This window comes from Micrococcaceae bacterium Sec5.7, from assembly GCA_039636785.1.
Classification (GTDB): Bacteria; Actinomycetota; Actinomycetes; order Actinomycetales; family Micrococcaceae; genus Arthrobacter.
In genome coordinates, this window is the sequence record CP144169.1 from 3,779,351 (window position 1) to 3,804,787 (window position 25,437).

Sequence of the window (25,437 nt, forward strand, 5' to 3'; positions counted from 1 at the left end):
GTATGTTGCATGCAACTCTACGAAAGGAGGGCGGTGTTGTAAACATCAGACCGCCGAGCGCATGTTTCCCGCGCAGAACCACTACCCCACCCGCAGGTTTTCTATTCTTTCCAGATAGGGGGCTGCGGACAGCTTCGGGTTGCCGTCACAGACTGCGGTGATGAGCAGCCGCGCCGTGTTCAGTACGTGGTTCCTCATGGCCGCTTCGGCAGCGGCAGGGTCACGGGCATCGACGGCACCCAGAATGTCGTTGCGGTCGCGGGCCAGGTCCAAGGCCGTCCTGGCCTGCGGAATGGTGACGAGTCCGCGGGTCAGCACGAGGTTCCGCAGTTCGTCCACCATGGTGACGAGCCTGTGGTTGCCGGCAAGCCCCAGCAGGAAGAGGTGAAAGTCCTTGTCCGCCTTCAGAGTCCCGGGGCCGTCATCGTCGGCAGCCCGCTCCAGGATCCGCTGGTGGAGCTCGTGGATCTGGGACAGCTGCTCGGCGCTGGCCTCCGCTGCGCCGCGACCTGCCATGGGCGGTTCGAGCAACAGGCGGATTTCGAAGATCTGGACGATGTCCTCCAGGGAAATCTGCAACACGCGCACGCCGCGGTTTTTTTCGATCCGGACGATGCCTTCCTTTTCGAGCAGCTGCAGAGCCTCCCTCACCGGGGTCCGGGATACACCAAGTGTCCCCGACAGGCCCACCGCCGAATAGTGCTCATCAGGCCGCATTTCCCCTGCGGTGATCGCAGCCCGCAGCATGGTGGTGACTTGCTGGGTAAGGGATGCCCCCTGGCTGATCTGTTGCATGCTACTCATTGCAAGATTCTATGGGACGAGGGAGCCGGGCGTATTGCCGCTGCGCATTCAACCCGGCGCCCACAACCGGCGCGGAAGAGCTGAGCCTGTCCAAGTCCTGGGCCTCCCCGGAGCTGAGCCCGTCACTGCTCTAAATCGTTCTCAGCATCCGGCGAAGGATTTTGCCGGATGCTGACTTCGGTACGGCCTCGATGAACTCAACGCGGCGAACCTTCTTGTGCGGGGCAACTTTGCCGGCCACAAAATCCATCACCGCAGCTTCATCGAGGCCGTCGCCGGGCTCCCCCTGCTGCCGCACAACGAAAGCCATGGGCACTTCCTGGCCGTCGGCGTCGTTCGTTCCGATCACCGCGGCATCCGCGATTCCGGGGTGCGTCAGCAGGAGAGCTTCCAGCTCTGCGGGGGCAATCTGGTACCCCTTGTACTTGATGAGTTCCTTGAGCCTGTCAACAATGCTTACGACGCCGTCCGCCCGTACCGTGGCCACATCGCCGGTGTGCAGATACCCGTCCGCATCCAGGGTGCTTGCCGTTTCCTCCGGCCGGTTCAGATACCCCAGCATGACATTGGGCCCGCGGCAGAGCAGATGGCCGGGGGCACTGACGCCTTCGGCTGGAACCCCGATTTCCTTACCGCTGGCCGGATCGACCAGCCGGCACTCCATGTTGGGCACCGTGAATCCCACCGAGCTGACAGGGACACCGTCCGCGGACTGCGGGATCAGATGCGAAACCGGGCTCATCTCCGTCATGCCATATCCCTGCAGCACCCGGCAGTCGAGGCGGTCGGCGAGCGCGGCCCCCAGTTCGCCGTCCAGCGGAGCGGCACCGGACAGGGCGGTGTGGACCGAACTGAGATCGTACTCGGCAACCATGGGGTGCTTGGACAGTGCGACGGCTACCGGCGGGGCGACAAACAGGTAGCTGCATTGATGGTCCTGGATCATCCGCAGGAACTCGGCGAGATCGAACCGGGGCATGGTCACCAGCCGCGCCCGCTCCCGGAACGCCAGGTTCAGCAGGACTGTGAGGCCGTAAATGTGGAAGAAGGGCAGCAACGCCAGCAACCGGTCTTCCGGGCCCACGTTGAGAAGTCCGCGTGCCTGCTCAACGTTGGCCACCAGGTTCCGGTGGCTGAGCATCACGCCCTTGGGCCGGCCCGTGGTCCCGGATGAATACGGCAGCACTGCCACGTGGGTGGATGGGTCAATGCGGATGTCAGGGGCCGGTGCCCCGGCGGTGAGAAGATCCCGCAGCGAAGGGTGACCGTCGGCGCCGTCGAGCACCACCAGCCGTTCGGCCGGAATGCCGGCGCGGCCGGCCGCTTCCTGGGCGCCCGGCAGCAGCGCCGAGACGGTGAAGAGCCAATCAGCCCCGGCATCTTCAAGTTGAAGGGTGATTTCATCTGCGGTGTACAGCGAATTGACCGTGGTGACGGTGGCCCCGGCCCGCAGGAGGCCGTGGAACACGGCTGTGAACGCCGGGATGTTGGGGCATAACATGGCGGCCACTCCGTGCATTGCCAGTCCTTGCGCGGCTACCGCACCTGCAACGGCGTCAATCTGGCCAAGCAGCTGGCGGTAAGTGGTCTCCGCGCCGCTGGTTCCATCGACGACGGCGATCCGGTCCAGGTCCGCCTCTGCCAGCTCTCCGAAGAGGTAATCGTAAATGCTTTGTTCCGGAATGACGACGTCCGGGAAGGGGCTTGAAAACACGCAACATCTCCTTTGATCTGCGCCCGCTGTGCCCGCTTGGCCTGTGCGACGACGGTGCAGCGGCAGCTGGTGCCACTCTAACCCCCGGACGCCTGCTGTGGTGTCCGTTCCCGCGCTTCCGGCGGCGTTATGGACCGGGATGCGCCGGTAGGGTCGGAGGCGCCCCCGATAGTGCGCACTGACCAGCACCTTCAGCGTCAGGGGACCATTTGATCACGCTCCGGCGCCGCCAGCTCGTAGGGTTTCGCCGCTGGATCCGCCGCCGGCGGCGCTAAGGCATCCAGTGCCGCAGGAGCCACCAGACGCCGGCCATGACGATGCCGCCGAACAGCGAGCCCGCTATGACCTGCGCCGGTGTGTGGGCGCGGAGCACAACGCGGGACCAGCCGACGGCCGGAATCAGCAGCAGGAGCGGAACCCACCACGTTCCCAGCATCAGCACGGTGATGACAACGGATGACGAGATGGCGGAGGCATGGCCGCTGATTTTCCAGAAGGGGCTGACTGCGGCAAGCACCAGAATTCCCGCGACAATGGCCAGCACCATCACAATGACACTCTGCGGAGCGTTGATGGCGTTGAGGACAAGCAATCCTGCCACCAGCATGAGTACTGCCATCAGAAGCACTGGTGCCCGCTGCTTCCGGTTGCTCACGTGATGGTCCGACACCTTGCCGAGCTTCACCAGGAGCAGCACCAAAGCCAGCGGTATGATGCAGACAAAGAGGGCCGCAATTGCTCCGTACCAGGTGGTGCCCGGGAACCCGGGGTCGATGGCCGGGCTGATGAGCAACTGAGCCGTGACCACCACCGGCGGTTGAAAAACTTCCGTGATGATCCGGGCGGCCCGGTTGCTTGCGCGGGTGCGGTTCGGGTTCACACGCCGGATTTGCGGTTCGTGAACCTGGCGTAGAGCCACGATCCCACCATCCAGAGCCCCAGCACCACAATGACCCGGACCCAGAAATTCGCGGTTGGGAAAACCCTGTCAAAGCCCCAAAACAGCAGGAGGCCAACAGCAAGAGCAATCAGCTGGCGGCGCCAGGAAAACTGCTGGCGCGCGGGAGCGCTGTAGTCACGGTCCTTGACCGGTTTCATGTTGTCCACGCGGACCAGTCAACCACGAACGGCTAATCCAGGAGCAGTGCCGGTTCCTCAAGGATGGCGGCGACGTCGGCCATAAAACGGGCGGACAGGTCGCCGTCCACCACGCGGTGATCGAAGGAGCCGCCCAGTGTGGTGATCCAGCGCGGGATAACCTCGCCGTCCAGGACCCAGGGCTTCTGCTTGATGGTGCCGAAGGCCACGATGGCCACTTCGCCGGGATTGATGATGGGGGTGCCGGTATCGATGCCCAGGGCACCGATGTTGGTGACGGTCAGCGTACCGCCCTGCATCTGCGCGGGCTGAGTCTTGCCGGCACGTGCGGTAGTGGCGAGATCGTTCAGGGCAAGGGCCAGTTCCTTGAGTGAGAGGTCCTGGGCGTCCTTGATGTTGGGCACCATCAGTCCACGCGGGGTGGCGGCGGCGATGCCCAGGTTCATGTAGTGCTTCACATGAATCTCCGCGGAATCGCTGCCGTCTGCGTTGTCCACCCACGTGGCGTTGACGCTGGGGTTGCGTGCTGCTGCCCAGATGACGGCCTTGGCGAGGATCAGCAGCGGGGAGACCTTGATGCCCTCAAAATCGCGGGAGACCTTCAGCCGCTTGACGAACTCCATGGTGCGGCTGGCGTCCACATCCACAAAAATACTGACGTGCGGGGCGGCGAAGGCGGACTCCACCATGGCCTTGGCCGTGGCTTTGCGGACGCCCTTAACCGGGATACGTTCGATCCTCTGGTCCTGCGGCTTGCCGGACTTGCCCCAGAAACCCTCCGCCTTGTCCAGCTCGGCATCGCGCTGGGCCTGATAGCTGACAAGGTCCTCGCGGGTCACTTCGCCGCGGGCCCCGGTGGCCACCACGTCCGCCAGATCAATGCCGAGGTCCCGGGCGATCTTGCGGACCGGCGGCTTGGCCAGGACCTTGTTGACCAGGCCGGTGATGGTGCCGCTGAAGGTGGTGGGGCGGTCCGGTGCGTCGGCGACGGGCCCGGTGACTGGGCTAGTCGGAATCGCGGAGGCCGGCGTGATCTCCAGGACGGGCTCGACCACGGGGGCGGGCGCCGGGGCGGGCTCGACCACAGGTGCGGCCGAGGCCTTCCGCGGGCGGCGCTTCACGGCGTCGGCCTTCGGGCCGGAACCCACCAGCGGACCGCCGGCCAGACCGCCGGCCGCTGCACCGCCGTCGGACTCCCTGCCGTCGGAATCGTGCGCGGGGAGCTTGCCGTACATCGGAGCCTCGACAGCGGGAGCAGCGACACCGGGGGCCCGGACACCGGGAGCTGGGACGTCCGCCGGGGTGGGGTCGCCGGAGACGGCGTCGGTCACGCTGATGATGGCGGTCCCGACGTCGATTGTCACGCCTTCCGGGACCAGCAGCTCAGTCACGGTGCCGGCGAACGGCGACGGCAGCTCCACGAGTGACTTGGCCGTCTCGATCTCGCAGAGGACATCGTTGATGGCCACGGTGTCGCCGGGTTTGACCCTCCAGGAGACGATTTCGGCCTCGGTCAGGCCTTCGCCCACATCGGGGAGGTTGAACTTGTTAAGGGTCATGGTGTCCTCGGTTTCAAGAGCTCAAGCGGCGGCGGGTGAGCAGGCGGTGTCAGCCGGCCTGGTCAGTACGCAAGGGTCAGTACGCAAGGGCACGGTCCAGCGCCTCCAGGATGCGGTCGATGTCCGGGAGATAATCCTCTTCCACCTTGGCCACGGGGTAGGGCATGTGGAAGCCGCCCACGCGGATGACCGGGGCCTCGAGCGAGTGGAAGGCCCGCTCGCTGATCCGGGCGGCAATTTCACCGCCGATGCCACCGAATGTGGGAGCCTCGTGGGCAACAATCAGCCGGCCCGTCTTTTTGACCGAGTCCGTAACCGTGTCGAAGTCGATCGGCGAGATGGAGCGCAGGTCAATGACCTCCACGCTGCGGCCGTCTTCGGCTGCAGCGTTTGCCGCGGCCAGCGCCACCGGAACCAGCGGACCGTACACAACCACGGTGGCGTCGGTTCCCTCGCGGATGACGTGGGCCTTGAACGGATCTTCGGCCAGGCCGGAGGATTCGGTATCCACTTCGCCCTTGAGCCAATACCTGCGCTTGGGTTCAAAAACAATCACGGGGTCCTGGCAGTCCACGGCCTGCTGGATCATCCAATACGCGTCGTGCGGGTTGGACGGGGTGATGATGCGCAGCCCGGCCGTGTGGGCGAATAGGGCTTCCGGGGACTCCGAGTGGTGCTCAATGGAGCCGATACCGCCGCCGTACGGGATCCGGATGACCACCGGGACGGTCAGGTTGCCGTTGCTGCGGGCATGCATCTTGGCCAGCTGCGTGGTGATCTGGTTGAAGCCTGGGAACACAAAACCGTCGAACTGGATCTCGCAGACGGGCAGGTAACCGCGAAGGGCCAGACCGATGGCGGTGCCGATAATCCCGGATTCAGCCAGCGGGGTGTCCACCACCCGGTCCGCGCCGAACTCCTTGATGAGGCCGTCCGTAACGCGGTACACGCCACCCAGGGGCCCGATGTCCTCGCCCATCAGCAGGGTCTTGGGGTTGTTGCTGAGGGTGGCGCGGAGGCCCTCGTTGATGGCCTTGGCAATGGTCATGGTGGTCATTAGTGGCCCGCCTCTTCTTCCGTTGCCTCGCCGGCGAAGCCCGCACTGTATTCCTCGAACCACGCCAGTTCCTCGGCCACCAGCGGATGCGCCTCCACGTAGGTGTTGGCGAACGCGGTGCGAATGTCCGGCGTTTCCAGATCATGGGTGGTCTTGCGGACATATGCCGCGAGTTCGTTGCCGTCGGCCTTGACCTGCTCGAAGAAGGCGTCGCCCGCCAGACCCTCGGTGCGGAGGTACTTCTCGAGGCGTTCCAGTGGATCCTTGGCCCGCCACAGCTCCTCCTCGGAGGATTCGCGGTACTTGGTGGGATCGTCCGCCGTGGTGTGGGCGCCCACGCGGTAGGTGAAGGCCTCGATCAGCACCGGGCCCTTGCCTTCGCGGGCATGTTCCAGCGCCCATTCGGTGACGGCGTGCACGGCGATGACATCGTTGCCGTCCACCCGGATGCCCGGAAACCCGTAGCCCTTGGCACGGTTGGACAGCGGGATGCGCGTCTGCACGGCAGTAGGAACCGAGATGGCCCAATGGTTGTTCTGGCAGAAAAACACCACGGGTGCGTTGTACGAGGCGGCGAACACCATGGATTCATGGACGTCTCCTTCGGAGCTGGCGCCGTCTCCGAAATAAACCACGACGGCGGCCTTGGGCTCCGCTGGCTGGGAACCTTCCACCTGGGGATTTTCAGCGGCTCTCGCCTCAGCGAGCTGCTGATCGCGCTGGATGCCCATGGCATAGCCCACCGCATGCGGGGTCTGGGCGGCGAGGACCAGCGTATAGAGGTGGAAGTTGGTGTCCTTGGGGTTCCAGCCGCCGTTGGAGACGCCGCGGAACTGGCGAAGGAGTTCGGCCAGGTCAACGTTGCGGGTGAGTGCCACGCCGTGCTCGCGGTAGGTGGGAAAAATATAGTCCTGCGGCTGACTGGCGCGGCCGGAGCCGATCTGCGCAGCCTCCTGGCCGGTCAGCGGAACCCAGAGTGCCAGCTGCCCCTGCCTCTGGAGGGCGGTGGCTTCCTGGTCAAATCGCCGGATGGCGGCCATGTCCGAGTAGAAACCCCGGAGTTTTCCTGCATCCAGCCTGTCGGCGTACTCAGTGAATACAGGGTCCGTGCCGAGCTTGCCGTCGGGCCCCAGCAGCTGGACCATCTCGGTTGCCGGTTGGCCCTGGGCCGCCTCGGCGTCGGCCTCGAGCTGGTCGTCTACCGCTGTTCCGTCGAACTCGGTGGAGGGCAGATGTGTGGCGCCCATACCGTCTCCTTGCTTGCCGCATCCGGATGCGTTGCAATATCGCTGGGATATATGCCGGACCAGGAAAACATTCCCGATCCGGCATATATTTTGGCTTACTGTCCCTTACTTTATCTGCCGTAGGTACGGCACGGCCTTTTGTTAAGCGCTAGGAACGCCGTGGCGGTTTTGTATAGTTCGCACATAGTTCCAGAAAACGGGTGTTGGCCTCGGTCTCGCCGATACTGACCCGCACGCCTTCATCACCAAAGGCACGCACCGACAGGCCCCGTTCCCCCGCCAGTGCAGCGAATTCAGAGCTATTGCTGCCCAGATTCAGCCAGACAAAGTTGCCCTGTGCCTCCGGGACAAACCAGCCCAGATCCCTGAGCCCGGCACTTACGCGGTCCCGCTCATCCACCAGGCTTTGTACCCTTTCTACAACCTGGTCATAGTTCTGCAGCGAGACCACTGCCGCCTGTTCGGCGATCTGGGACACGGCGAACGGTGTGGCGGCTACCCGCAGATGCTGCGTCAGTTCAGGGTTGGACACGCTGTAGCCCACACGGAGCCCGGCGAGGCCGTGCGCTTTGGAGAACGTCCTGAGGACCACCACATTGGGGTACTTCCGGTAGATCGCGATGCCATCCACGGCGTCGTCCGCGCGCACGAACTCCTGGTAAGCCTCGTCTATGACCACCACAACGTCAGACGGGACAGCCTTGATAAAGCGCTCGGTCTCCTCCGCGGTGAGGATGGGCCCGGTGGGGTTGTTGGGCGTGCACAGCAGAATAACCCGGGTCCGCACCGTGACGGCCGCTGCCATGGCATCGAGATCATGGCGGCCGTCCGAGGTGAGCGGGATCCGGATGCTTTCAGCGCCGGCCAGGCCAACGCAGATGGGGTAGGCCTCGAAGGAACGCCACGCGTAGATCACTTCGTCGGGCTTGCCGTCGTCGTTCTGGCCGGCGAAGGTGATCAGCAGCTGGTTGAGCGCGCCCAGGCTGCCCGCACCGGTGACGACGTCTTCGGCAGGGACATCGAGGAACTCCGCAAGGGCCACGCGGAGCTTAGTGCTGAGCGGATCCGGGTAGCGGTTGAAGTCTGCCTGTTCCGCGATGGCTCTGAGCACGGCCGGGATGGGCGGTAACGGGTTCTCGTTGGAGGAAAGCTTGTAGCTGTCCAGTCCGTCAACGGCGACGGGTGGCTTGCCTGCGGCATACCGGGGAAGCCGGTCAACAACCGGGCGTGGCCTGATTCCCCCAGCCATAATTTCTGATGAAGTCATGCCGACTAGCCTACTTCCACGTCCCTGCCGTCACGCCACGGTGTGACAGCATGGGGCCATGCGTTCTTTTATTGTGCGGGTACTTATCAACGGGCTTGCGTTGTGGATTGCGAACTGGATCCTGCCCGGGCTGGACATCTCCACCACGGCCACCACCGAGGCCGTTGCCAAAACCGGCGTCACGCAGGGCACGGACACCATCGGCATTATCCTGGCCTACCTGTTCATCGGGCTGGTCTTCGGTGTGGTCAACGCCTTGGTCAAGCCGCTGGTCAGCCTGCTGTCGCTGCCGCTCACAATCCTCACCCTGGGGTTGTTCACCATCGTCGTCAACGCAGCGATGCTCTACCTGACCTCCTGGCTGAGCAGCTACACCCCGGTGCACTTCACCATTGACAGCTTCTTCTGGACCGCTGTCCTCGCTGCCATCATCATCACTGTGATCTCCCTGGTTGCCGACCGGATTCCGGGCGCCCGGAGGAAGTAGCGTCAGCCGACGGGCGATCTTCCGGCGGCCGCCGTCCCTGTCCCCGGCCGCATCGGCGCACCGGGCGCAAGAAGTACAGCGCTCTTCCGCGCCAGGGTATCGCGCTTCAGTGAAAAACGGGTCGCCTTTGCCGCTCCACCGGCGCCCACAACACCCGCCAGAACAGAAGTTGACGCCACAAGTGAGGGATCGTTGCTGGCCGCAACTGCGCTGGCGCCGGCCTCATAGTTGCTGAGCTTGTGTCCGGGCCCCAGGCCGGGGTCCTCGCCTTGTGCGGTCAGGACCCGGTTGGTAAGCGTGACTGTCACCCTGTCTCTGGTGTCGGGACTTTGTGTGCCGTCACTGCCAGGCACCCAGTCCTGCCGGTGTTCCAGGTGCAGGGTGCTGATTCCGGGAGCCGGAGTAATGCCCCCCACGGGTGATCCGGCGGTCAGCACGTACTTGAGATCGTATTCGGCGAGAAAAGCCTTGTCCTGACTGAGGTTCATGGCGTGGATTCCGCCCTGGCTGTAACCGACCGCAACCACCTGATCGTGGGCCTTGGCGCCGGCCTGTTCCAGCGCGGACCGGATTGCCTGATTCATGTGCTCGGATCCGTAGCCCAGCCCCTCCGCAATCCCTGCTTCATCGAAAGGATTGTCGCCACCGGGCCGGCCCCTCGGCTGCGTGCCCGGAACCACCACAATAAATGCCTTCTTGCCATTGTTTTCCACCTCAACTACAGCGATCTTGCCATCACCCTCCGCATCGATTTTCCGGCATAGATCCAACAAGCCTGCGGGTGACGCGTCCAACTGGATGTCGGCTGTGATCTTGTCCGAGATGCTTATGGGCCGCGCTTTGATCATGGGCACGGCCTCGGTCAGTCTCCGGACCACAGCGCCGACCGTGGAGAACTGCCTGCCGGCGGCCATGTCAGCGGCCAGCAGGGACGCAAGGCGCCCCTGCGAAATGCCCAGCATGAGTCCCATGGCCAACGGCAGGTTCGCGGCCACGGCCTCCGCGGAATCCCGGTTCAGGCATCGTGTGAGGCCCAGGTCAGACAAGAATGGAATCAACAGGTGCTCATTGTTTAAGCCAGTGCGGAGTGCAAGGGAGGCTCCTGCTTCGGCGTTCTCATACTCCCGGTGGCTGGCCCGCACCTGGCTGCTGATGTCCTGGATTTCCTCCCGAACCGTCCGTACGGCGTGCCCGCCTTCCCCCACGGCAATTAATGCAGCCGTGCCGCTGGTGCGCGGATCGTATTGGTAGGGACACAGCTCTGCCCAGATCCTTCGGGCCTCGATTTCCACAGCGGTCAGCTCAGCGGCCAGGACATCGAGCTCCGCAGCTCCGGCCAGCAGTTCCTCCAGTTGGAAGCGGATGCCGCCAACGCCGCCGCGGATCTGCAGGTGGCCATCAGCCGCCGGTTCCGAGGGACGGAGCGGTCCCCCGCTCCCTGATGGCGTCACTTCAGCCATCAGTACCCGCCTCCGGCAGTCCGACCGGAGGTAGCCGATACCGCCTGGGCGTGCCGGAGGACTGCGGACGTGGCAAAGTCGAGCTGCTCCCTCGCCCGGCGCACAGCAGCGGCCTGCAACCCGACACTGTTCCGATAGGCCGTGCCCGCAGGGGACTGCCACTCAATCATCTGCACCTGCCAGAATCTCCTCAGCAGTGAATCCAGCCGGTCTGAACACGTGCCCACGCGGCCTGCCAGCTGCTGGACCTCATAACTTCGCGTGGCACACGCGTCCGCATCCGATGCTTTGATGGTGCTGCCCATTTCCTGCCCTCCCCAACCCCGGACCAGGTCCGGGTCACGCGTGATCTGATGACCCCGACGCTACGGAGACAAGGGGCGGAACGGAACATCCGCCGTCGGCTATGTGGACAAGGACAGCACCTGCGCAGGGAACCGCGATTGTTGGGGAGAAGTCACACGCACCGGTCCGCTTAATGCCCGCGCCGAGTTCGTGAAAGAATCAGGACATGCCTGAAACTGCCGCCACAGCTGATACCCGTACGCCTTCCGGACGCCTGGCCCTCGCCGCGTCACCGGACCAGATTGCGCTGGGCCCGCTGGACGGCCGCTACCAGTCCGCCGTCGCGCCCCTCGTGGATTACCTGTCCGAGGCCGCCCTCAACCGCGACCGTGTGGCCGTCGAAGTTGAATGGCTCATCCACCTGACCAGCAACAATGTCCTTCCCGGAGCCGGCCCGCTGTCCGCTGATCAGCAGGAACAGCTCCGCAGAATTGTCACGGAATTCGACTCCGCCGCCGTCACTGAACTAGCCGACATCGAAGCCGTCACCGTCCACGATGTGAAGGCCGTGGAGTACTACATCGGCCGCCGCCTGCCGGCCATCGGCATCGAAAGTCTCACCGCTTTGGTGCACTTCGGCTGCACCTCCGAAGACATCAACAACCTCTCCTACGCCCTCGGCGTGAAGGGCGCTGTGGAGGACGTGTGGCTCCCGGCAGCCCGCTCACTCGTGGATCAGATCAGCACCATGGCCGAGGACAACCGCGCAGTCCCCATGCTGTCCCGCACCCACGGCCAGCCCGCCACACCCACCACCCTGGGCAAGGAACTGGCCGTCATTGCGCACCGCCTGGCCCGCCAGCTGGACCGCATCTCCAAGACCGAATACCTGGGCAAGATCAATGGTGCCACCGGCACCTACGCCGCCCACGTTGCATCCGTCCCGGGCGCCGACTGGCAGCAGGTCGCCAGGTCCTTCGTTGAGGGCCTGGGCCTCACCTGGAACCCGCTGACCACCCAGATCGAAAGCCACGACTGGCAGGCCGAGCTCTACGCAGACGTTGCACGCTTCAACCGGATCCTGCACAACGTCTGCACGGACATCTGGAGCTACATCTCCATCGGCTACTTCGCGCAGATCCCCGTTGCCGGCGCCACCGGATCCTCCACCATGCCGCACAAGGTCAACCCCATCCGCTTCGAAAACGCCGAGGCCAATCTGGAGATCTCCTCGGGACTGCTGGACGTCCTGGGCTCCACCCTGGTGACCTCCCGCTGGCAGCGCGACCTCACGGACTCCTCGTCACAGCGCAACATCGGCGTCGCATTCGGCCACTCACTGCTTGCCATCTCCAACGTGGTCAAGGGACTCGATCGGCTCGACGTCGCGGAAGGCGTCCTCGCCGCGGATCTGGACACCAACTGGGAAGTTCTGGGCGAAGCGATCCAGATGGTGATGCGCGCAGAGGCAATTGCCGGCGTCGAAGGTATGGAAAACCCGTACGAACGCCTCAAGGACCTCACCCGCGGACAGCGCGTGGACGCAGCCCGGATGCGGGAATTCGTCCAGAGCCTGGGCCTCTCCGCCACCGCCGAAGCCCGCCTGCTGGCCCTGACACCCGGAAAGTACACGGGCATCGCGGACCAGCTGGTTGATCACCTGAAATGAGTAGGATGCCGTCGGTTCGCTTCGAGTCCACGTCTCCGGAGGCGCGGATTCACTCCAGTCTGGGGGTTCTGTTGTCTTAACTGGCGTGTGGGTCTGTTACCAATACGAGGAGCCCACCACGCCTGGCAACACGCCTATGTCACGCCGAACCCTTCTTACCGCCGCCGGTGCCACCGGCCTTGCGGGCGCCACGTCCTTTGCGGGTGCCGCCCACGCGGCACCGTCTGCTGCCGCCCCGAAAACGGACGCCCTGATCTGCGCCGCCGTCCGCTCGAACCTGCACGTCATGAGCTTTAACATCCGCTATGACAAGCCTGGGACCCTGCCGGGCCAGGCTGATTACTGGCCCGAGCGGATTCCGGCCCTGCAGGCGCTCCTTGGCCTCGAAATACCTACCGTACTCGGCGTCCAGGAAGGGCTCTTCCACCAGCTGGAGGCCATTGAAGGAGCCCTCCCCAAGCACTACAAGTCGATCGGTTTTGGGCGCGACGGCGGCAGCCAGGGCGAATACTCCTGCATTTTCTATGATTCACGGCGGCTCACGGTCCTGAAATGGGACCAGTTCTGGCTCTCCGATACGCCAGAGGCCATAGGCTCCGCCACTTGGGGCAACTACGTCACAAGGACTGTCACGTGGGGAACATTCAAAGACAACAGCACCGACCGGGAAATGCTGCTGATTAACACGCATTTTGACCACCAGTCGGAGAATGCGCGGGTAGGCAGTGCACACGCGATCGTGGACCTGGTCAAGGGGCTTGCCCCTGCACTGCCCGCCATCCTTACCGGGGACTTCAATTCGGCGGCAACGGATTCCGCCGCATACAGCACGCTGACGGACAGAGGCCTCTTCCGGGATACGTGGTCCGCAGCGGAAGTGCAGCTCACGCCGGCGTATGGCACGCTCCCCGACTACAAGGACCCCGTATCCGGCGCACCCCGGATCGACTGGGTCCTGACGAGTCCGGACGTCCGGGTGCTGAAGGCGGCGATCAACACCTTCCGCCTGGATGGACGGTACCCCAGCGACCACGCGCCGGTGCAGGCACTGATCCGTCTGCCGTGACCCGCAAGATGGCAAACTGAAACCATGAGACTGCTGCTTATCCGCCACGGACAGACACCGGGCAACGTGCTGGGGCAGCTGGACACCGCCCACCCCGGTCCAGGGCTCACCGAGCTGGGCGAGCAGCAGGCCGAGGCTCTGGCACGGAGCCTCGCAGATGAGCAGATCGACGCCCTCTACGCTTCCACGCTCCTGCGGACGCAGCTCACGGCGGCGCCAATGGCCAGGGCGCGCGGCCTGGACATTCAGGTGCTGGATGGTCTGCACGAGATCGAGGCCGGTGCGCTGGAAAAGCTGACAGACCACGAAGCCCACATGCGGTACATGGGCACGGTGTTTGCCTGGGCTGGAGGAGATCTGGACCGCCGGATGCCGGCCGGCCCCAGCGGACACGAATTTTTTGAACGATTCGACGCCGCCATCGCAAAGATTGCGGCAGCCTCGAACGGCCGTCCGGGAACGGTGGCGGTGGTCAGTCATGGCGCGGCCATCCGGATCTGGGCCGGCCTGCGGGCAGCCAACGCGGACTCTGCCTTTGCGGCCGGCCACGTCTTGGCCAACACCGGCGTGGTGGCGGTCGAAGGCGATCCCGACGCCGGCTGGAAAGTTATTGACTGGGAAGCCGGCCCTGCCGGCGGCCTGGCCTTGGACGACCCCGCTGCAGAAGACCCCACCGGCGACCCGCACTAGGTTTCGACAAGCTCAACCAGCGGAATGACAGGCTCAACCACCGGATTGACAGGCTCAACCACCGGGTTGAAAGGCTCAACTGAGGCCGCACGCACCGATCAGTTCTCCATACGCTTACGCGCAGGAAACACCACGGTAACCGGCCGCTCGTATGCTTGATTTGCATAACCCTTCGGCGAAGCGAGGCAGCGATGCAGACCAATCCACGGCTCAACATCAGGCGGGTCACCTGGTCCAACCCCGTGGGCGCCGACCTGCGGGCGGCCCAGCAGTCGGAACTGGACGCCCGCTTCGGCGCCCCTGGCCACGAAGCGGGGGCACCGCTGTCGGAAGCTGACACTGCCGTGTTTCTGGTGGCTTACGAGAAAAGCTCCGGGCAGCCGGTGGGCTGCGGCGGCCTCCGGCTGCTGGGCGCCACGACGGCGGAGATCAAGCGCCTGTATGTGCTCCCCTACACGCGCGGTTCCGGCGTGGCCAGCTCCATCCTTGCCGCCCTCGAAGCGGAGGCGTTCGCCCAGGGGATCACCCGGATCACGGCGGAAGCCGGCTCGGCCCAACCTGACGGCCGGCATTTCTACGAGAGCTCAGGCTTCGACGCCGTCCAGAATTTCGGCCCGTACGTGGGTGTTGAACACTCGTACTGCTTCGCCAAAACCATAGATTCTCACAGCGCCGCGCACACCGCGATGGCCTGAGCGGAGGGCGCGGCCGGCACCGGCGCACCGTCACACTCGGGACTCCCCGCGGCTCTCGGCTAATCTCGCACTATGGATTCCGCAGACATCACGTTCCGCACGCGCAAATGGGTGCGGCCCGAGGACCTCAACGCCAACGGCACACTGTTCGGCGGAAGCCTGCTGAAGTGGATCGACGAGGAAGCGGCAATCTACGCCATCCTGCAGCTGGGCAATGGCCGGGCCGTCACGAAATACATCTCCGAAATCAACTTCGTCAGCTCTGCAGTGCAGGGTGATCTGATCGAGATGGGCCTGACCGCAACGCGCTTCGGCCGCACGTCGCTGACCATGCGTGCCGAGGTCCGCAACATGATCACGCGCCAGAGCATCCTCACCATCGAGGAGATCGTGTTCGTGAACCTCAGTGTCAACGGCAAGCCTGAACCGCACGGCTACACCGAAATCACCTATGACCGGGACAGGATTCCTACGCACCACCTGACGGACACGCTGGAACAGGACTGACGACGGCGGACGCGCCCCGGTTTCGACAGGCTCAACCAGCGGAGCGACAGGCTCAACCAGCGGAGCGACAGGCTCAACCAGCGGAGCGACAGGCTCAACCAACAGCGGAGCGACAGGCTCAACCAGCAGCGCCGCAGGCTCAACCAACAGCGGGCCAGCCCGTCTACGCCTCGGCCAGGTACGCCATGCCGTGCGGCACCTTCCGTCGCAGTGGTGATGTGACGGCGGCGGCGGCGGCGTCCAGATCAAATCTTACGCAAGGCCCGCCTGACCGGCTGTTTGGCGCCGGTTCCGGCCGGGGTTTAGTTACGTGCTTTGACCAGCACCACCTCGAAAGTAGTGGGCCTCGGGCCGCCGAACTCTGCGTTGACAAGGGCCAGAGTGTTACGGAACAGGGCCGCCGTCGTCGGAACATTGAAGTCGGGGCTCGTGATGACTTCCCTCACCTCCCCCGACGAGTTCCGGAAGTCAACCCGGATGCGGCTGACCTGATTGAGCTGGTTCTGCACCGCCCACACCGTCTTGCCCTTCACCACGATGCCGTCCACATTCGGCAGGTCGAGGCCGGTGATTTCCGCGCTCGCTCCGGTTTTCGGGTTGACCGTGTACAGCGCCGCATTCTCGGAATGGGCCACGATCAGGGTTCTTCCGTGACGGGCGGAGGCAATGCCGTTGAGCTTGAACGCGGCCGGAGTGCCGGTCGCGGCCGGGCCTGTCAGTGCAAGCGTCCTGACAGGGCCCGGTTTGCCGTGGCGGTCCACCGGGACAAAGTACAGCTCACCGCGGCTGGAATTGGTGAACCAGGCGCCGTCGCGGGTCAGCGCGACGTCGTTGATAAACGCGGGCCGCTGAGGGGTTACCGGCGTCAGCTGATAGGTGGCGACAGTCCTGCCGTTGTCGATGTTGTAGACATAGGCCTGTCCCGTGCCGCCGCCGGCCACGAAGAGCAGGTCATTGCGAAGGTCCGCCTTGAGGCCCACGGCAACCCTGCCGTCGGGGGCATCGATGAACTTTTTGGCGGTTCCCCTGCGGATGTCGCCGCGGAAAATATCTCCCGTGACAAGGTCGCCCGCGTAGAACGTGGTTCCCTTCCCGGCGGCGATGCCTTCCGCACCCTGGGCCCCGGGCAGCACGATCACCGATGGCCTGTCCTCGGCAGTTGAGCGGTGGGCGGCAGCCAGGGGTGCCGGAACCAGAAATGCCGCGAGGGCAACAAGCCCCAAGGCGGCACGCAGAAGTGCTCTTCCTGAATTTTTTGCATTGTGGCGCATGATTCTCCCCGGATCGGGATGTCCGCGCGAGCTGGCCGCAGTACGGGAGCTCCGCACGATGGTCTTCCAAATCTAGGCATCGCGAAGATGGCTGACCATAGAGTGGCGGGGCCAACGATCGCCGGTCAGGAAGATCGTTCCCCGGATCGTGACGCAGAGGCAATCGGCACGTAACAGAAGCACGCCATCCTGAACCTATGAAGCCCAATGCAACGCTCCCTGCCACGGCCGAGTTGAGCTGCGAAGTCTGCGGCCAGATGCCTGAACCCACCAAGACCCGCCTCACGCTGGCCAACATCGCCGTGATGCTCCCGATCGAACTGCTGGTGCACGCCATGGTGGTGGAAACGCACCTGCCGTACCTGGCCAAAGTCCTGGTGCTGACCCTGACCGCCACCATTCTGGTGATCTGGGTTGCGGAGCCATCTGCCGCCCGGATGCTGCGCAGCTGGCTGCACGCCCCGGCGCTGCGGCACCGCCGGCGGTTGGGAACGGCGCCTGCCCTGTGGCGTGCACGCACAGTGCTGCGCGACCTGCCGGGTTCCCTGCAGAAGATCACCCAGTCGCTGGCCCGGCTGGACACGAATATCCTGAGCATCCACGTCCACCCGGTGGCGGGAGGGGTGATGGACGAATTTGTTCTGTCCGCGCCCGGCAACGTCAGCGAGCGCGGGCTCCTCGACGCCCTGGCGCTTGCCGGCGGCCTCGAGACGCACGTCTGGCCCACCACAGCACTGGCCATGGCAGATGGTCAGACGAAGGCACTGAGCCTGGCGGCCCGGATCGCAGGCAGGCCGGACGAACTCCCGCTGGCGGTGGCGGAATTGCTGTCGGCGAGGATTGTTCCGGCCGCTGACACTGACGCCGTCGAAACTCCAGGGATGGACGACGCCGGGACCCGCCTTAAGATTCCCACTGCCTGGCACGGACCCATCACCTTCTCCCGACCCGGCGAGCCGTTCACACCGGCGGAGTCCGCGCGGGCGCACCGGCTGGCGGAGCTAGCCGAAATCCTGGCGCACCGCCCGGCAGCGCCGCCCGGGGCGGCCACCGCGAGGAGCTAGCCGGACGCTCCGCCCAGTTACCCGGGCCCGGCGTGTTGCGCAAACACGCCGGGCCCGGGCCCGACGGGCGGAGGGCAACCGGGCAGGACCGGACTCGGGCGCCGCATCAGAAACCTTCCCGGTCACAATCCGTAAATTCGGCCTTTGTCCCGACATTAACAAAAAACCCTTGACAGTGGCGCGGGTCACTTCTATCTTTAATTTTGGGATCCCAAACCGGGATCCCAAAACTGAATTCTTCCGGATCCACACCCGGTGCGCCCCCAATGCCGCCATAAAGGGTCTTCCGGTTTCAGGACAAGCCGCCACCCAAACCCGTGGCCGCCCGCTCCGAGGCAACACCCGAAAACTTTCCCTGCCCGCAAACTTCCCTGTGAAGGAGAAACCGTGTCTCTCCAAAATACTGAAACAGTGACGACACCAACTGAAGGCAAGCCCGGCAAGGACGGGGTGCAGCGACGCACCAACGTCCGCTGGAAACTGTTCCTTCTCCTGCTGGTGCTCGTGGCTGTCAACTACATCGACCGAGGTTCCATCTCCGTGGCCCTCCCCATTATCCAGAAGGAATTCAACCTCCCGCCAGAGCTGGTTGGCCTCTTGCTGTCCGCCTTCTTCTGGACCTACGCCCTCATGCAGATCCCGGTGGGTTTGCTGATCGACAAGTTCGGCCCCCGCAAGGTCATGACGGCGTCCTGCATCGGCTGGGGTTTCGCCACTGCGTCATCCGGCCTTGCCGGCGGATTCCTCAGCATGTTCATTGCCCGGCTGGGCATCGGCGTGACTGAGGCCGGAGTCATGCCGGCCGGCGGCAAGCTCAACGCCATCTGGATGCACAAGAAGGAACGCGGCCGCGGCGCCACGATCCTGGATGCCGGCGCCCCGCTGGGTGCAGGCCTCGGCGGCATCCTCATCACCTGGCTCATCGCATCCACCGGCAGCTGGCGCTACTCGTTCATCATCGCCGGCGCAGCCACGGTCCTCATGGGCCTGGCCGTCTGGTGGTACGTCCGCGACAACCCGCGTCAGCACCGCGCCGTCAATGACGCCGAGGCGGAGTACATCGAGTCTTCACATGCGGAAGAGGATGCCGCCGCCGAACAGGCCGGCAGCAAAGGCAAGCGTGCGCTCCTCCCCTACCTGAAGTTCCGCTCCTTCTGGGCCATGTGCTTGGGCTGGCTGGGCTTCAACGGCGTGTTCTATGGCCTCCTTACCTGGGGCCCGCTCTACCTGGCGCAGGCCAAGGGCTTCGACCTGAAGACCATCGGCTGGTCCACGTTCGTGATCTTCGGCGCAGGCTTCGTCGGCGAAATCCTGGGCGGCACCATCGCGGACAAGTGGCGAAACAGCGGAGCCTCGGCCAACCTCGTCATGCGCACGCTCCTCGGCATTTCCAGTGTTGTGGTCATCGGAGGGCTCATCGGGGTCACCGTTGTGGCCGACTCCACCACAGCGGTTGTCCTGCTCTCCGTGGTGATGTTCTTCCTGCGCTGGGTGGGCCTGTTCTGGAGCATCCCGTCCATCCTGGGCGGCCGGACAAACGCCGGCGTACTTGGTGGCGCCATGAATTTCAGCGGCAATATCTCCGGCTTCGTCACCCCGATTGTGGTAGGTCTGATTGTGGGCGCCACCGGCTCCTACACCTGGGCCCTGCTGTACTTCGTGGGATCCGCCATCATCATGGGAGCCTCGGTACTCGTGCTGGACTACAACAAACGGCTGCCGGTCTAAGCACAACCCCGCAGTACCTGCCCCCGGCGCCGGGGGCGCAATGCCATATAAGAAACCCGAATGGAGCACCATGCTTGCCGCAGAAGAAACCCCGGACAAAGAACGCCCCCTCCGTGAGGCTGTCCGGGATGCGCTCCGCACCAGGATTTTTGAAGGGCATTACGCTCCCGGCACCCGGCTGGTGGAACGAGACCTCGCTGCAGAGTTCAACGTTTCCCGCCTCCCCATCCGGGAAGCGCTGCGGATGCTGCGCCAGGAAGGACTCATCAGCGACCGCGCCTCGCGCGGCACTGAGGTCAGCAGTCTCAGCCCCAAGGACGTTGAAGACCTTTTCGACGTCCGGGAATCGCTTGAAGTGCTGGCTTGCCGGCTCGCTGCCGTACGGGCCACGCCCGGGGACCTTGAACAGCTTGAGGGCCTCCTGGACGAGGCCACCCGCTGCCTCGCCAAGGGCGCCGTCATGGAGGCCCACCGCGCCAACAGCGAATTCCACGACTCCATCACCCGGATTGCGGACAACGGCTTTCTCAAGTCCGCACTGGAACCCCTGCAGGGCCGCATGCACTGGCTTTTCCGCCACGTCAGCGACCTGCCGGAGCTCATTCAGGAACACCGCGACCTTTACGCCGCCATTGCCAGCGGCGACCCCGAGCGCGCCGCCGGCCAATCGGCGTCGCACATCGGCAAGTACCGCAAGCAGTTCCCGGAGGACTTCAGCCGGACCGAACCACAGCTGCATCGGAAGAAGAAATGAAACTGCTTGTCATCAACCCCAACATCAGCGACGACGTCACCGCGCTGATCGAATCGGAAGCACGGCGGTCCGCCGCACCCGGCACCGAACTGGTGGTCCGCACCGCCGGTCATGGCGTGGAATACATTGAAACCCGCTTCGAATCCCTCATCGCCGCCGGTGCCGTTGCGGAAATCATCGCGGAACTCCACGGCCACGTAGACGGCATCGTGGTGGCCGCGTTCGGTGATCCCGGCATGCCTGCCCTCAAAGAACTCGCCGACGTCCCGGTCATCGGCATCACCGAGGCTGCACTGTGCGCCGCAGCCTTGCAGGGCCACCGATTCTCCATCATCGCCATCTCGGACCGGATCCGGCCCTGGTACCTGGACTGCGTGGACCGGTTCGGCCTCGGTGGCCGCCTGGCATCGATCCGTTCCATCAACGAAACCCTCAACGGCATCGGCTCCGTGCAGCAGGATTTCAAAGAGACGCTGCTGGCGCTCAGCCGGCGGGCCGTCGCGGAGGACGGCGCCGACGTCGTGATCCTTGCCGGTGCGCCGCTCGCCGGGCTGGCCCGCGAACTCCGGGGCCAGATCCCGGTACCGGTAGTGGACGGCATCTCTGCCGGTATCCGCATGGCGGAGGCCGTTGTGGGGCTGCAGTCCGGCCCGCACCAGGCCGGTTCGTTCGCCGCACCGCCCGTCAAGAACCGCAAGGGCCTCTCCGAAAACCTCGACGCCGCCCTCACCGCCGCGCAGGCGGCCGTGTTGGCAACCGCCCAGTCAGCACGCGGCCAGCGCGCCGCCACATCAAATTAGGAGGACGACGATGTCCAAACCAGACCTTGTTATTGCCAACGGCACAGTGGTCAACAGTTTCGGCCGGCAGCACGCGCACATTGTGGTGCGGGACGGCAGGATCGAACAGCTGATCGATGCCACAGAGCCGGCTCCGGAAGCGGAACGCACCGTGGATGCTGCCGGCCTGCTGGTGATCCCTGGCGGAGTGGACGGGCACTGCCACGTGGCACAGGTGACCGGACGCTTCCGGACGCTGGACGACTACCGGACCACGTCCACCGCCGCCTTGTGGGGCGGCACCACCACGATTATCGACTTCGGCATTCCCCGGGATACCCGGGAAACACCGCTGGCAGCGGTGCTCCACAAGAAAGAGCTGGCCCGGGACTCCCGCTGCGATGTGGCCCTGCACGGCTCCGTGGTCAGCTGGGACGAAACCGTTCCGTGGCAGCTGGAGCAGCTGGCAGCCGAGGGTGTGCGGTCCGTCAAGATGTACACCACCAACCGTGGCAGCACCATGGCTGACGGGGACACCATCCTGAAGGTCATGCGTGAAATGGTGCGCCTGGACGGATTGACGTACATCCACGCCGAGCACGATCCGATCATCGCGGACTGCACCCAGCAGCACGCCGACGACGGCCGGATCGGCATCGAACACCTGCACCTGACCCGTCCGGAACTGGCCGAGGAAATCTCCGTCAGGGAAACACTCGCCATGGCCGAGTACACCAAGGCTCCCGTGTACTTTGTGCACCAGTCGACGCCGGGCGCGGTGGATCTGGTGACCGACGCCCGCAGCCGCGGCCAGGAGGCCTACTCCGAGACGTGCCCGCACTACCTCACCCTGGACGACACCGTCTACGGCTCGCAGTTCCCCGAGTGGTACGCCTGCTGCCCGCCGATGCGCAGCGCCGAAACCGTTGCCGCGCTGAAGGACCGGCTGGCTGCCGGAGCCATCCACACCATCGCCTCGGACCACTCCTGTTACGACCTTTCCCAAAAGCGCGAGCGCACGGATGACATCCGCGCCATGCCGCACGGGCTCCCGGGGGTGGAAACGCGGATGCCGGTCACGTTCACGGCCATGACGGAGCGTTCCGGCCCCGAAGGGGAGGACAGCGTTGAGGCTTTCGTTGAGGTCTTCTCCGCCGGACCGGCACGGATCAATGCCGTGCCCGGCAAGGGTGCAATCGTGGAGGGATTCGACGCCGATCTGGTCATTTTTGATCCGGCGGCACCACGGACGGTCGACGGCGGAGCCCTCCACATGGGAACTGACTTCTCACCATTCGAGGGGAAGACGCTCACCGGCTGGCCCGCCGTCGTGATCTCCGCCGGACGTGTTGTGGTGGACGGCGACGGCTTCCATGACCCCGGTCCCGTTGGCCGCTTTGTGGCCCGCAAGGGCTTTGCCGAGCACCGCGACGCCCTCTCCTGGCCACAGGGATCCCTTCCCGCCGTCCACGCCGCACGTTAGGAGCATCCCTTGCCAAGCGCAACACGCAAGACCCGGATCGGCATGATCGTGCCGTCCTCGAACACCTGCCTGGAGCCGCAAAGCTACCGGATTCTGGGCGAACGGGACGACGTCACCATCCATTTCACCCGGATTCCCGTCACCCGGATCGCCCTGGATAATTCCTCAGACAAGCAGTTTGATCATGCGGTCATGCGCGACGCAGCGAAGCTGCTGGCCACATCCGACGTCGACGTCATTGCCTGGAACGGCACCTCGGGATCGTGGCTCGGAGCCCAGCATGACCGCGCCCTGGTGCAGGAAATCACTGACGCCACCGGGATCCCGGCCACCACGTCCACGCTCGCCTATCTGGAGGCGTTCAGGTCCTTCGGCACCGAGCGGATCGGCCTGTTCACCCCGTACACCGCGGACGTGAACCACGCCATCATGGAGTCCTACGAACGCGACGGCATCAAGACCATCGATCACCGCTGCCTGGGACTCAGCGACAACGAGTCCTTCGGCCGGGTCACGGACGATGAAATGCGGCCGGGATCGCTGGAACTGGCAGCACTGAAGCCGGACGCGCTGATCTACCTCTGCACCAACCTGTACGGTGCCAACATTGCGGCGGAGATCGAGGACGGCACCGGCGTGCCCGTGCTCGATTCCGTGGCTGTCACCCTGTGGCACTGCCTGAAACTTGCCGGGTCCCCCTTGCTCGCACCAAGGTGGGGCAGGCTGCTGGCCACGCCATCCGCATGACGGCGGCCAGCAGCCCAGGCAGGAAATAACGACGGCGGCCCGTTCACTGGGAGCGGGCCCCCGTCGCCTCATGCCGAGGCGGGCCTTTCCGGCAGTCCGGACATCTGCGGCCGGCACTGCGGACGGACCACAGCCTTCAGGGCTCCCGGCGCCGAGCCTGCCGTGAGTGCAGCTCCGACGTCGTCGAGGCCGTGCACCGAGGTGACCAGTCCGTCCAGGTCAACGGCTCCGGACGCGGCGAGGGCAATGGCTGTGGGCCAGGTGTTGGCGTATCGGAACGTCCCCGTGATGACCAGTTCGCGCCCTTGAATGAGCGGTACCGGCACTGCCACGGTGTCCGATCCCATCCCCACCAGCACACACCGTCCGCGGGGCGCCAGCCTGGCCAACCCGGCAAGGACCGCGCGTTCGGCCCCGGTGGCGTCAATGAACACATCAAACTCCGGCGTGACTTCGGGAGCATCAGCGGCGGTGAAGGTGCGCGCGGCACCGAATCTGCCGGCAACCGCGAGCCGTTCGGCCCGGACATCCGTCAGCGTCACTTCCGCCCCTGCCAGCTGAGCAACCTTCGCCGCCAACAGGCCGATGGGCCCGGCGCCGGCCACCAGCACCTTGTCCCCCAGCGCAATCCCGGCCGCCTTGCGTGCCGCGATGGCGACACTGAGCGGCTCAAGCAGCGCCGCGGCGTCGTCGGACACTGAATCCGGAACCGGGTGGCAGAATGCCGCCGGATGCACCGCATACTCGGCAAAAACTCCGTCCACGGGCGGGGTGGCAAAGAACCTCACGTTCGGGTCCAGGTTGTAGCAGCCGGCCAGGGTCTGCGGGGACAGCGGATCCGGGATACCCGGCTCCAGCGAAACACGCTGGCCCACCGTGCGTCCAGTCACCCCGGGCCCGACGGCGGCAATCTCACCGGAGGGCTCGTGCCCCAGCACCAGTGGCTGGTCCACAACGTAGGGCCCGATCCGGCCCTCGTTGTAGTAGTGCGTGTCCGAGCCGCAGACACCCACCGATTTGATCCGGACCAGAACCTCGCCCGGCCCTGGCTGCGGTACGGGACGGTCCTCGACGCTGAGACGGCCGGGGCCCTCTCCGGCCAGCGGGTGCAGTACAGAAACCCTCATCATTTCACTGCACCCATGGAGAGCCCGCGGACCAGCTGCTTCTGTGCCATCCAGCCGGCGATGACCACCGGCAACGAGGCCAGGACAGAGGCTGCGGACAGCTTGGCCAGGAACAGTCCTTCGCTGGTCATCTGCGAGACCAGGAACACCGGGGTGGTGGCGGCCTTTCCCGCTGTCAGGTTGAGTGCGAAGAAGAACTCGTTCCAGGCAAAGATCACGCAGATCAGTGCCGTGGCCGCCATGCCGGGCGCCACCATGGGCATCAGCACAATGCGGAGGGTCTTCAGCAGACCGGCGCCGTCCATCGAGGCGGCTTCCAGCACTTCCGAGGGCACTTCCTGGAAGAAGGAGCGCATCATCCACACGGCGATGGGCAGGTTCATGGCCGTGTACAGCACCACCAGGGTCCAGATGTTGTCCAGCACCTTGAGTTGGCCGGCAATGACGTAGATGGGCATGATCACGGCCACCACGGGAAGCATCTTGGTGGAGATGAAGAAGAACAGCACGTCCTGGGTCTTTTTCACCGGGCGGATGCTCAATGCGTAGGACGCGGGGACGGCCAGGATGATCACCAGCAGGGTGGAGACGCCGGTGGCAATCAGGGAGTTGCCGAAGTAGCTGCCGGCGCCGGAATCCAGCACATGCTGGAACTGGTCCAGGGTGGGCTCAAAAAAGAACCTGGGCGGGCTGGAGGCGGCGTCGGACTCCTGCTTGAAGGCCGTCATGACCAGCCACAGCACAGGGGCGAAAAAGAGGAAGGCGATGATCCAGGTCAGCGAGGTCAGCAGCGAACTGTTGATCCGGCGTCGTTGTTCCCTGCCCTTGATGGCACCCTGGGTGGGCGCGGCTGATGTGGGGCGGGGTGTGAGCATTGTA

25 protein-coding genes are annotated in these 25,437 nt (G+C 64.8%); 12 read left to right on the top strand and 13 right to left on the bottom strand.

Annotation, left to right across the window (positions count from 1 at the left end):
- Nucleotides 1-81: 81 nt before the first annotated feature.
- The 8 genes from V3C33_18060 to V3C33_18095 form a co-directional block, all read right to left on the bottom strand.
- Nucleotides 82-804, bottom strand: coding sequence for a GntR family transcriptional regulator (locus tag V3C33_18060; protein XAS67317.1), 723 nt, complete (start codon nt 802-804; stop codon nt 82-84).
- Nucleotides 805-934: 130 nt separating this feature from the next.
- Entirely contained in the window at nt 935-2,518 is a 1,584-nt protein-coding gene (locus tag V3C33_18065; protein XAS67318.1) for an AMP-binding protein, read from the bottom strand.
- Between the two features lie 271 nt (nt 2,519-2,789).
- The gene (locus V3C33_18070; protein ID XAS67319.1) at nt 2,790-3,398 is read right to left on the bottom strand and encodes a phosphatase PAP2 family protein; all 609 of its coding nucleotides are present in this window, start codon (nt 3,396-3,398) and stop codon (nt 2,790-2,792) included.
- A complete protein-coding gene (locus V3C33_18075; protein XAS67320.1) occupies nt 3,395-3,625 on the bottom strand; it encodes a hypothetical protein in 231 nt (76 codons plus the stop codon). Before V3C33_18075 ends, V3C33_18070 begins: the two co-directional genes overlap by 4 nt.
- Before the next feature lie 23 nt (nt 3,626-3,648).
- Nucleotides 3,649-5,175 (bottom strand): 2-oxo acid dehydrogenase subunit E2, encoded by a 1,527-nt coding sequence (locus V3C33_18080; protein ID XAS67321.1) that lies wholly within the window; start codon nt 5,173-5,175, stop codon nt 3,649-3,651.
- A gap of 76 nt (nt 5,176-5,251) precedes the next feature.
- The gene (locus tag V3C33_18085; protein XAS67322.1) at nt 5,252-6,232 is read right to left on the bottom strand and encodes an alpha-ketoacid dehydrogenase subunit beta; all 981 of its coding nucleotides are present in this window, start codon (nt 6,230-6,232) and stop codon (nt 5,252-5,254) included.
- Complete coding sequence (gene pdhA, locus V3C33_18090; protein ID XAS67323.1) at nt 6,232-7,479, bottom strand: pyruvate dehydrogenase (acetyl-transferring) E1 component subunit alpha; 1,248 nt, start codon at nt 7,477-7,479, stop codon at nt 6,232-6,234. Before pdhA ends, V3C33_18085 begins: the two co-directional genes overlap by 1 nt.
- A 148-nt stretch (nt 7,480-7,627) precedes the next feature.
- A complete protein-coding gene (locus tag V3C33_18095; protein ID XAS67324.1) occupies nt 7,628-8,746 on the bottom strand; it encodes a histidinol-phosphate transaminase in 1,119 nt (372 codons plus the stop codon).
- A 58-nt stretch (nt 8,747-8,804) separates the two neighbouring features.
- On the opposite strand from V3C33_18095, the gene V3C33_18100 reads away from it, so the two are divergent.
- Nucleotides 8,805-9,233 (top strand): phage holin family protein, encoded by a 429-nt coding sequence (locus V3C33_18100; GenBank protein ID XAS67325.1) that lies wholly within the window; start codon nt 8,805-8,807, stop codon nt 9,231-9,233.
- A gap of 2 nt (nt 9,234-9,235) precedes the next feature.
- Here the strand turns inward: V3C33_18100 and V3C33_18105 are convergent, their stop codons facing one another.
- Nucleotides 9,236-10,693, bottom strand: a complete 1,458-nt coding sequence (locus V3C33_18105) for a hypothetical protein (GenBank protein ID XAS67326.1) — start codon at nt 10,691-10,693, stop codon at nt 9,236-9,238.
- Nucleotides 10,693-10,998 carry a hypothetical protein gene (locus tag V3C33_18110; protein XAS67327.1) on the bottom strand — a complete coding sequence of 102 codons (306 nt, stop codon included), beginning with the start codon at nt 10,996-10,998 and terminating at the stop codon, nt 10,693-10,695. Before V3C33_18110 ends, V3C33_18105 begins: the two co-directional genes overlap by 1 nt.
- A gap of 206 nt (nt 10,999-11,204) precedes the next feature.
- Between V3C33_18110 and purB the strand changes: the two genes are divergently transcribed.
- The 5 genes from purB to V3C33_18135 all read left to right on the top strand — a co-directional run bounded on the left by purB (nt 11,205) and on the right by V3C33_18135 (nt 15,605).
- Nucleotides 11,205-12,647 (top strand): adenylosuccinate lyase, encoded by a 1,443-nt coding sequence (gene purB, locus V3C33_18115; GenBank protein XAS67328.1) that lies wholly within the window; start codon nt 11,205-11,207, stop codon nt 12,645-12,647.
- Nucleotides 12,648-12,783: 136 nt separating this feature from the next.
- A complete protein-coding gene (locus tag V3C33_18120; GenBank protein ID XAS67329.1) occupies nt 12,784-13,713 on the top strand; it encodes an endonuclease/exonuclease/phosphatase family protein in 930 nt (309 codons plus the stop codon).
- Between the two features lie 24 nt (nt 13,714-13,737).
- Nucleotides 13,738-14,403 carry a histidine phosphatase family protein gene (locus V3C33_18125; protein ID XAS67330.1) on the top strand — a complete coding sequence of 222 codons (666 nt, stop codon included), beginning with the start codon at nt 13,738-13,740 and terminating at the stop codon, nt 14,401-14,403.
- A gap of 191 nt (nt 14,404-14,594) precedes the next feature.
- Nucleotides 14,595-15,098 carry a GNAT family N-acetyltransferase gene (locus tag V3C33_18130; GenBank protein ID XAS67331.1) on the top strand — a complete coding sequence of 168 codons (504 nt, stop codon included), beginning with the start codon at nt 14,595-14,597 and terminating at the stop codon, nt 15,096-15,098.
- 72 nt (nt 15,099-15,170) lie between these two features.
- Nucleotides 15,171-15,605, top strand: a complete 435-nt coding sequence (locus tag V3C33_18135; protein XAS67332.1) for a hotdog domain-containing protein — start codon at nt 15,171-15,173, stop codon at nt 15,603-15,605.
- A 302-nt stretch (nt 15,606-15,907) separates the two neighbouring features.
- Here the strand turns inward: V3C33_18135 and V3C33_18140 are convergent, their stop codons facing one another.
- A complete protein-coding gene (locus V3C33_18140) occupies nt 15,908-16,876 on the bottom strand; it encodes a hypothetical protein (GenBank protein XAS67333.1) in 969 nt (322 codons plus the stop codon).
- Nucleotides 16,877-17,073: 197 nt separating this feature from the next.
- On the opposite strand from V3C33_18140, the gene V3C33_18145 reads away from it, so the two are divergent.
- The 6 genes from V3C33_18145 (at nt 17,074) to V3C33_18170 (ending at nt 23,431) form a co-directional block, all read left to right on the top strand.
- Complete coding sequence (locus tag V3C33_18145; protein XAS67334.1) at nt 17,074-17,940, top strand: amino acid-binding protein; 867 nt, start codon at nt 17,074-17,076, stop codon at nt 17,938-17,940.
- 411 nt (nt 17,941-18,351) lie between these two features.
- Entirely contained in the window at nt 18,352-19,668 is a 1,317-nt protein-coding gene (locus tag V3C33_18150) for an MFS transporter (protein ID XAS67335.1), read from the top strand.
- 70 nt (nt 19,669-19,738) lie between these two features.
- On the top strand, nt 19,739-20,422 hold the full coding sequence (locus V3C33_18155; GenBank protein ID XAS67336.1) for a GntR family transcriptional regulator: 684 nt from the start codon (nt 19,739-19,741) through the stop codon (nt 20,420-20,422).
- Entirely contained in the window at nt 20,419-21,222 is an 804-nt protein-coding gene (locus V3C33_18160) for an aspartate/glutamate racemase family protein (GenBank protein ID XAS67337.1), read from the top strand. The genes V3C33_18155 and V3C33_18160 overlap by 4 nt, the downstream gene beginning before the upstream one ends.
- 10 nt (nt 21,223-21,232) lie before the next feature.
- Nucleotides 21,233-22,684: an amidohydrolase family protein gene (locus V3C33_18165; GenBank protein ID XAS67338.1), complete on the top strand. Its 1,452-nt coding sequence runs from the start codon at nt 21,233-21,235 to the stop codon at nt 22,682-22,684.
- Nucleotides 22,685-22,693: 9 nt separating this feature from the next.
- Nucleotides 22,694-23,431 (top strand): aspartate/glutamate racemase family protein, encoded by a 738-nt coding sequence (locus V3C33_18170; protein ID XAS67339.1) that lies wholly within the window; start codon nt 22,694-22,696, stop codon nt 23,429-23,431.
- Nucleotides 23,432-23,499: 68 nt separating this feature from the next.
- Here V3C33_18170 and V3C33_18175 read toward each other — a convergent pair whose 3' ends face one another.
- Both V3C33_18175 and V3C33_18180 read right to left on the bottom strand, forming a co-directional pair.
- Nucleotides 23,500-24,558: an NAD(P)-dependent alcohol dehydrogenase gene (locus V3C33_18175; protein ID XAS67340.1), complete on the bottom strand. Its 1,059-nt coding sequence runs from the start codon at nt 24,556-24,558 to the stop codon at nt 23,500-23,502.
- On the bottom strand, nt 24,558-25,433 hold the full coding sequence (locus V3C33_18180) for a carbohydrate ABC transporter permease (GenBank protein ID XAS69785.1): 876 nt from the start codon (nt 25,431-25,433) through the stop codon (nt 24,558-24,560). Before V3C33_18180 ends, V3C33_18175 begins: the two co-directional genes overlap by 1 nt.
- Nucleotides 25,434-25,437: the final 4 nt, after the last annotated feature.

Excerpts from the sequence above, each read along its gene's own strand:
- V3C33_18060 (XAS67317.1), bottom strand. The coding sequence starts at position 804 with ATGAGTAGCATGCAACAGATCAGCCAGGGGGCATCCCTTACCCAGCAA.
- V3C33_18080 (XAS67321.1), bottom strand. The coding sequence starts at position 5,175 with ATGACCCTTAACAAGTTCAACCTCCCCGATGTGGGCGAAGGCCTGACC.
- V3C33_18085 (XAS67322.1), bottom strand. The coding sequence starts at position 6,232 with ATGACCACCATGACCATTGCCAAGGCCATCAACGAGGGCCTCCGCGCC.
- pdhA (XAS67323.1), bottom strand. The coding sequence starts at position 7,479 with ATGGGCGCCACACATCTGCCCTCCACCGAGTTCGACGGAACAGCGGTA.
- V3C33_18095 (XAS67324.1), bottom strand. The coding sequence starts at position 8,746 with ATGACTTCATCAGAAATTATGGCTGGGGGAATCAGGCCACGCCCGGTT.
- V3C33_18100 (XAS67325.1), top strand. The coding sequence starts at position 8,805 with ATGCGTTCTTTTATTGTGCGGGTACTTATCAACGGGCTTGCGTTGTGG.
- V3C33_18105 (XAS67326.1), bottom strand. The coding sequence starts at position 10,693 with ATGGCTGAAGTGACGCCATCAGGGAGCGGGGGACCGCTCCGTCCCTCG.
- V3C33_18110 (XAS67327.1), bottom strand. The coding sequence starts at position 10,998 with ATGGGCAGCACCATCAAAGCATCGGATGCGGACGCGTGTGCCACGCGA.
- purB (XAS67328.1), top strand. The coding sequence starts at position 11,205 with ATGCCTGAAACTGCCGCCACAGCTGATACCCGTACGCCTTCCGGACGC.
- V3C33_18120 (XAS67329.1), top strand. The coding sequence starts at position 12,784 with ATGTCACGCCGAACCCTTCTTACCGCCGCCGGTGCCACCGGCCTTGCG.
- V3C33_18125 (XAS67330.1), top strand. The coding sequence starts at position 13,738 with ATGAGACTGCTGCTTATCCGCCACGGACAGACACCGGGCAACGTGCTG.
- V3C33_18130 (XAS67331.1), top strand. The coding sequence starts at position 14,595 with ATGCAGACCAATCCACGGCTCAACATCAGGCGGGTCACCTGGTCCAAC.
- V3C33_18135 (XAS67332.1), top strand. The coding sequence starts at position 15,171 with ATGGATTCCGCAGACATCACGTTCCGCACGCGCAAATGGGTGCGGCCC.
- V3C33_18140 (XAS67333.1), bottom strand. The coding sequence starts at position 16,876 with ATGCGCCACAATGCAAAAAATTCAGGAAGAGCACTTCTGCGTGCCGCC.
- V3C33_18145 (XAS67334.1), top strand. The coding sequence starts at position 17,074 with ATGAAGCCCAATGCAACGCTCCCTGCCACGGCCGAGTTGAGCTGCGAA.
- V3C33_18155 (XAS67336.1), top strand. The coding sequence starts at position 19,739 with ATGCTTGCCGCAGAAGAAACCCCGGACAAAGAACGCCCCCTCCGTGAG.
- V3C33_18160 (XAS67337.1), top strand. The coding sequence starts at position 20,419 with ATGAAACTGCTTGTCATCAACCCCAACATCAGCGACGACGTCACCGCG.
- V3C33_18165 (XAS67338.1), top strand. The coding sequence starts at position 21,233 with ATGTCCAAACCAGACCTTGTTATTGCCAACGGCACAGTGGTCAACAGT.
- V3C33_18175 (XAS67340.1), bottom strand. The coding sequence starts at position 24,558 with ATGAGGGTTTCTGTACTGCACCCGCTGGCCGGAGAGGGCCCCGGCCGT.
- V3C33_18180 (XAS69785.1), bottom strand. The coding sequence starts at position 25,433 with ATGCTCACACCCCGCCCCACATCAGCCGCGCCCACCCAGGGTGCCATC.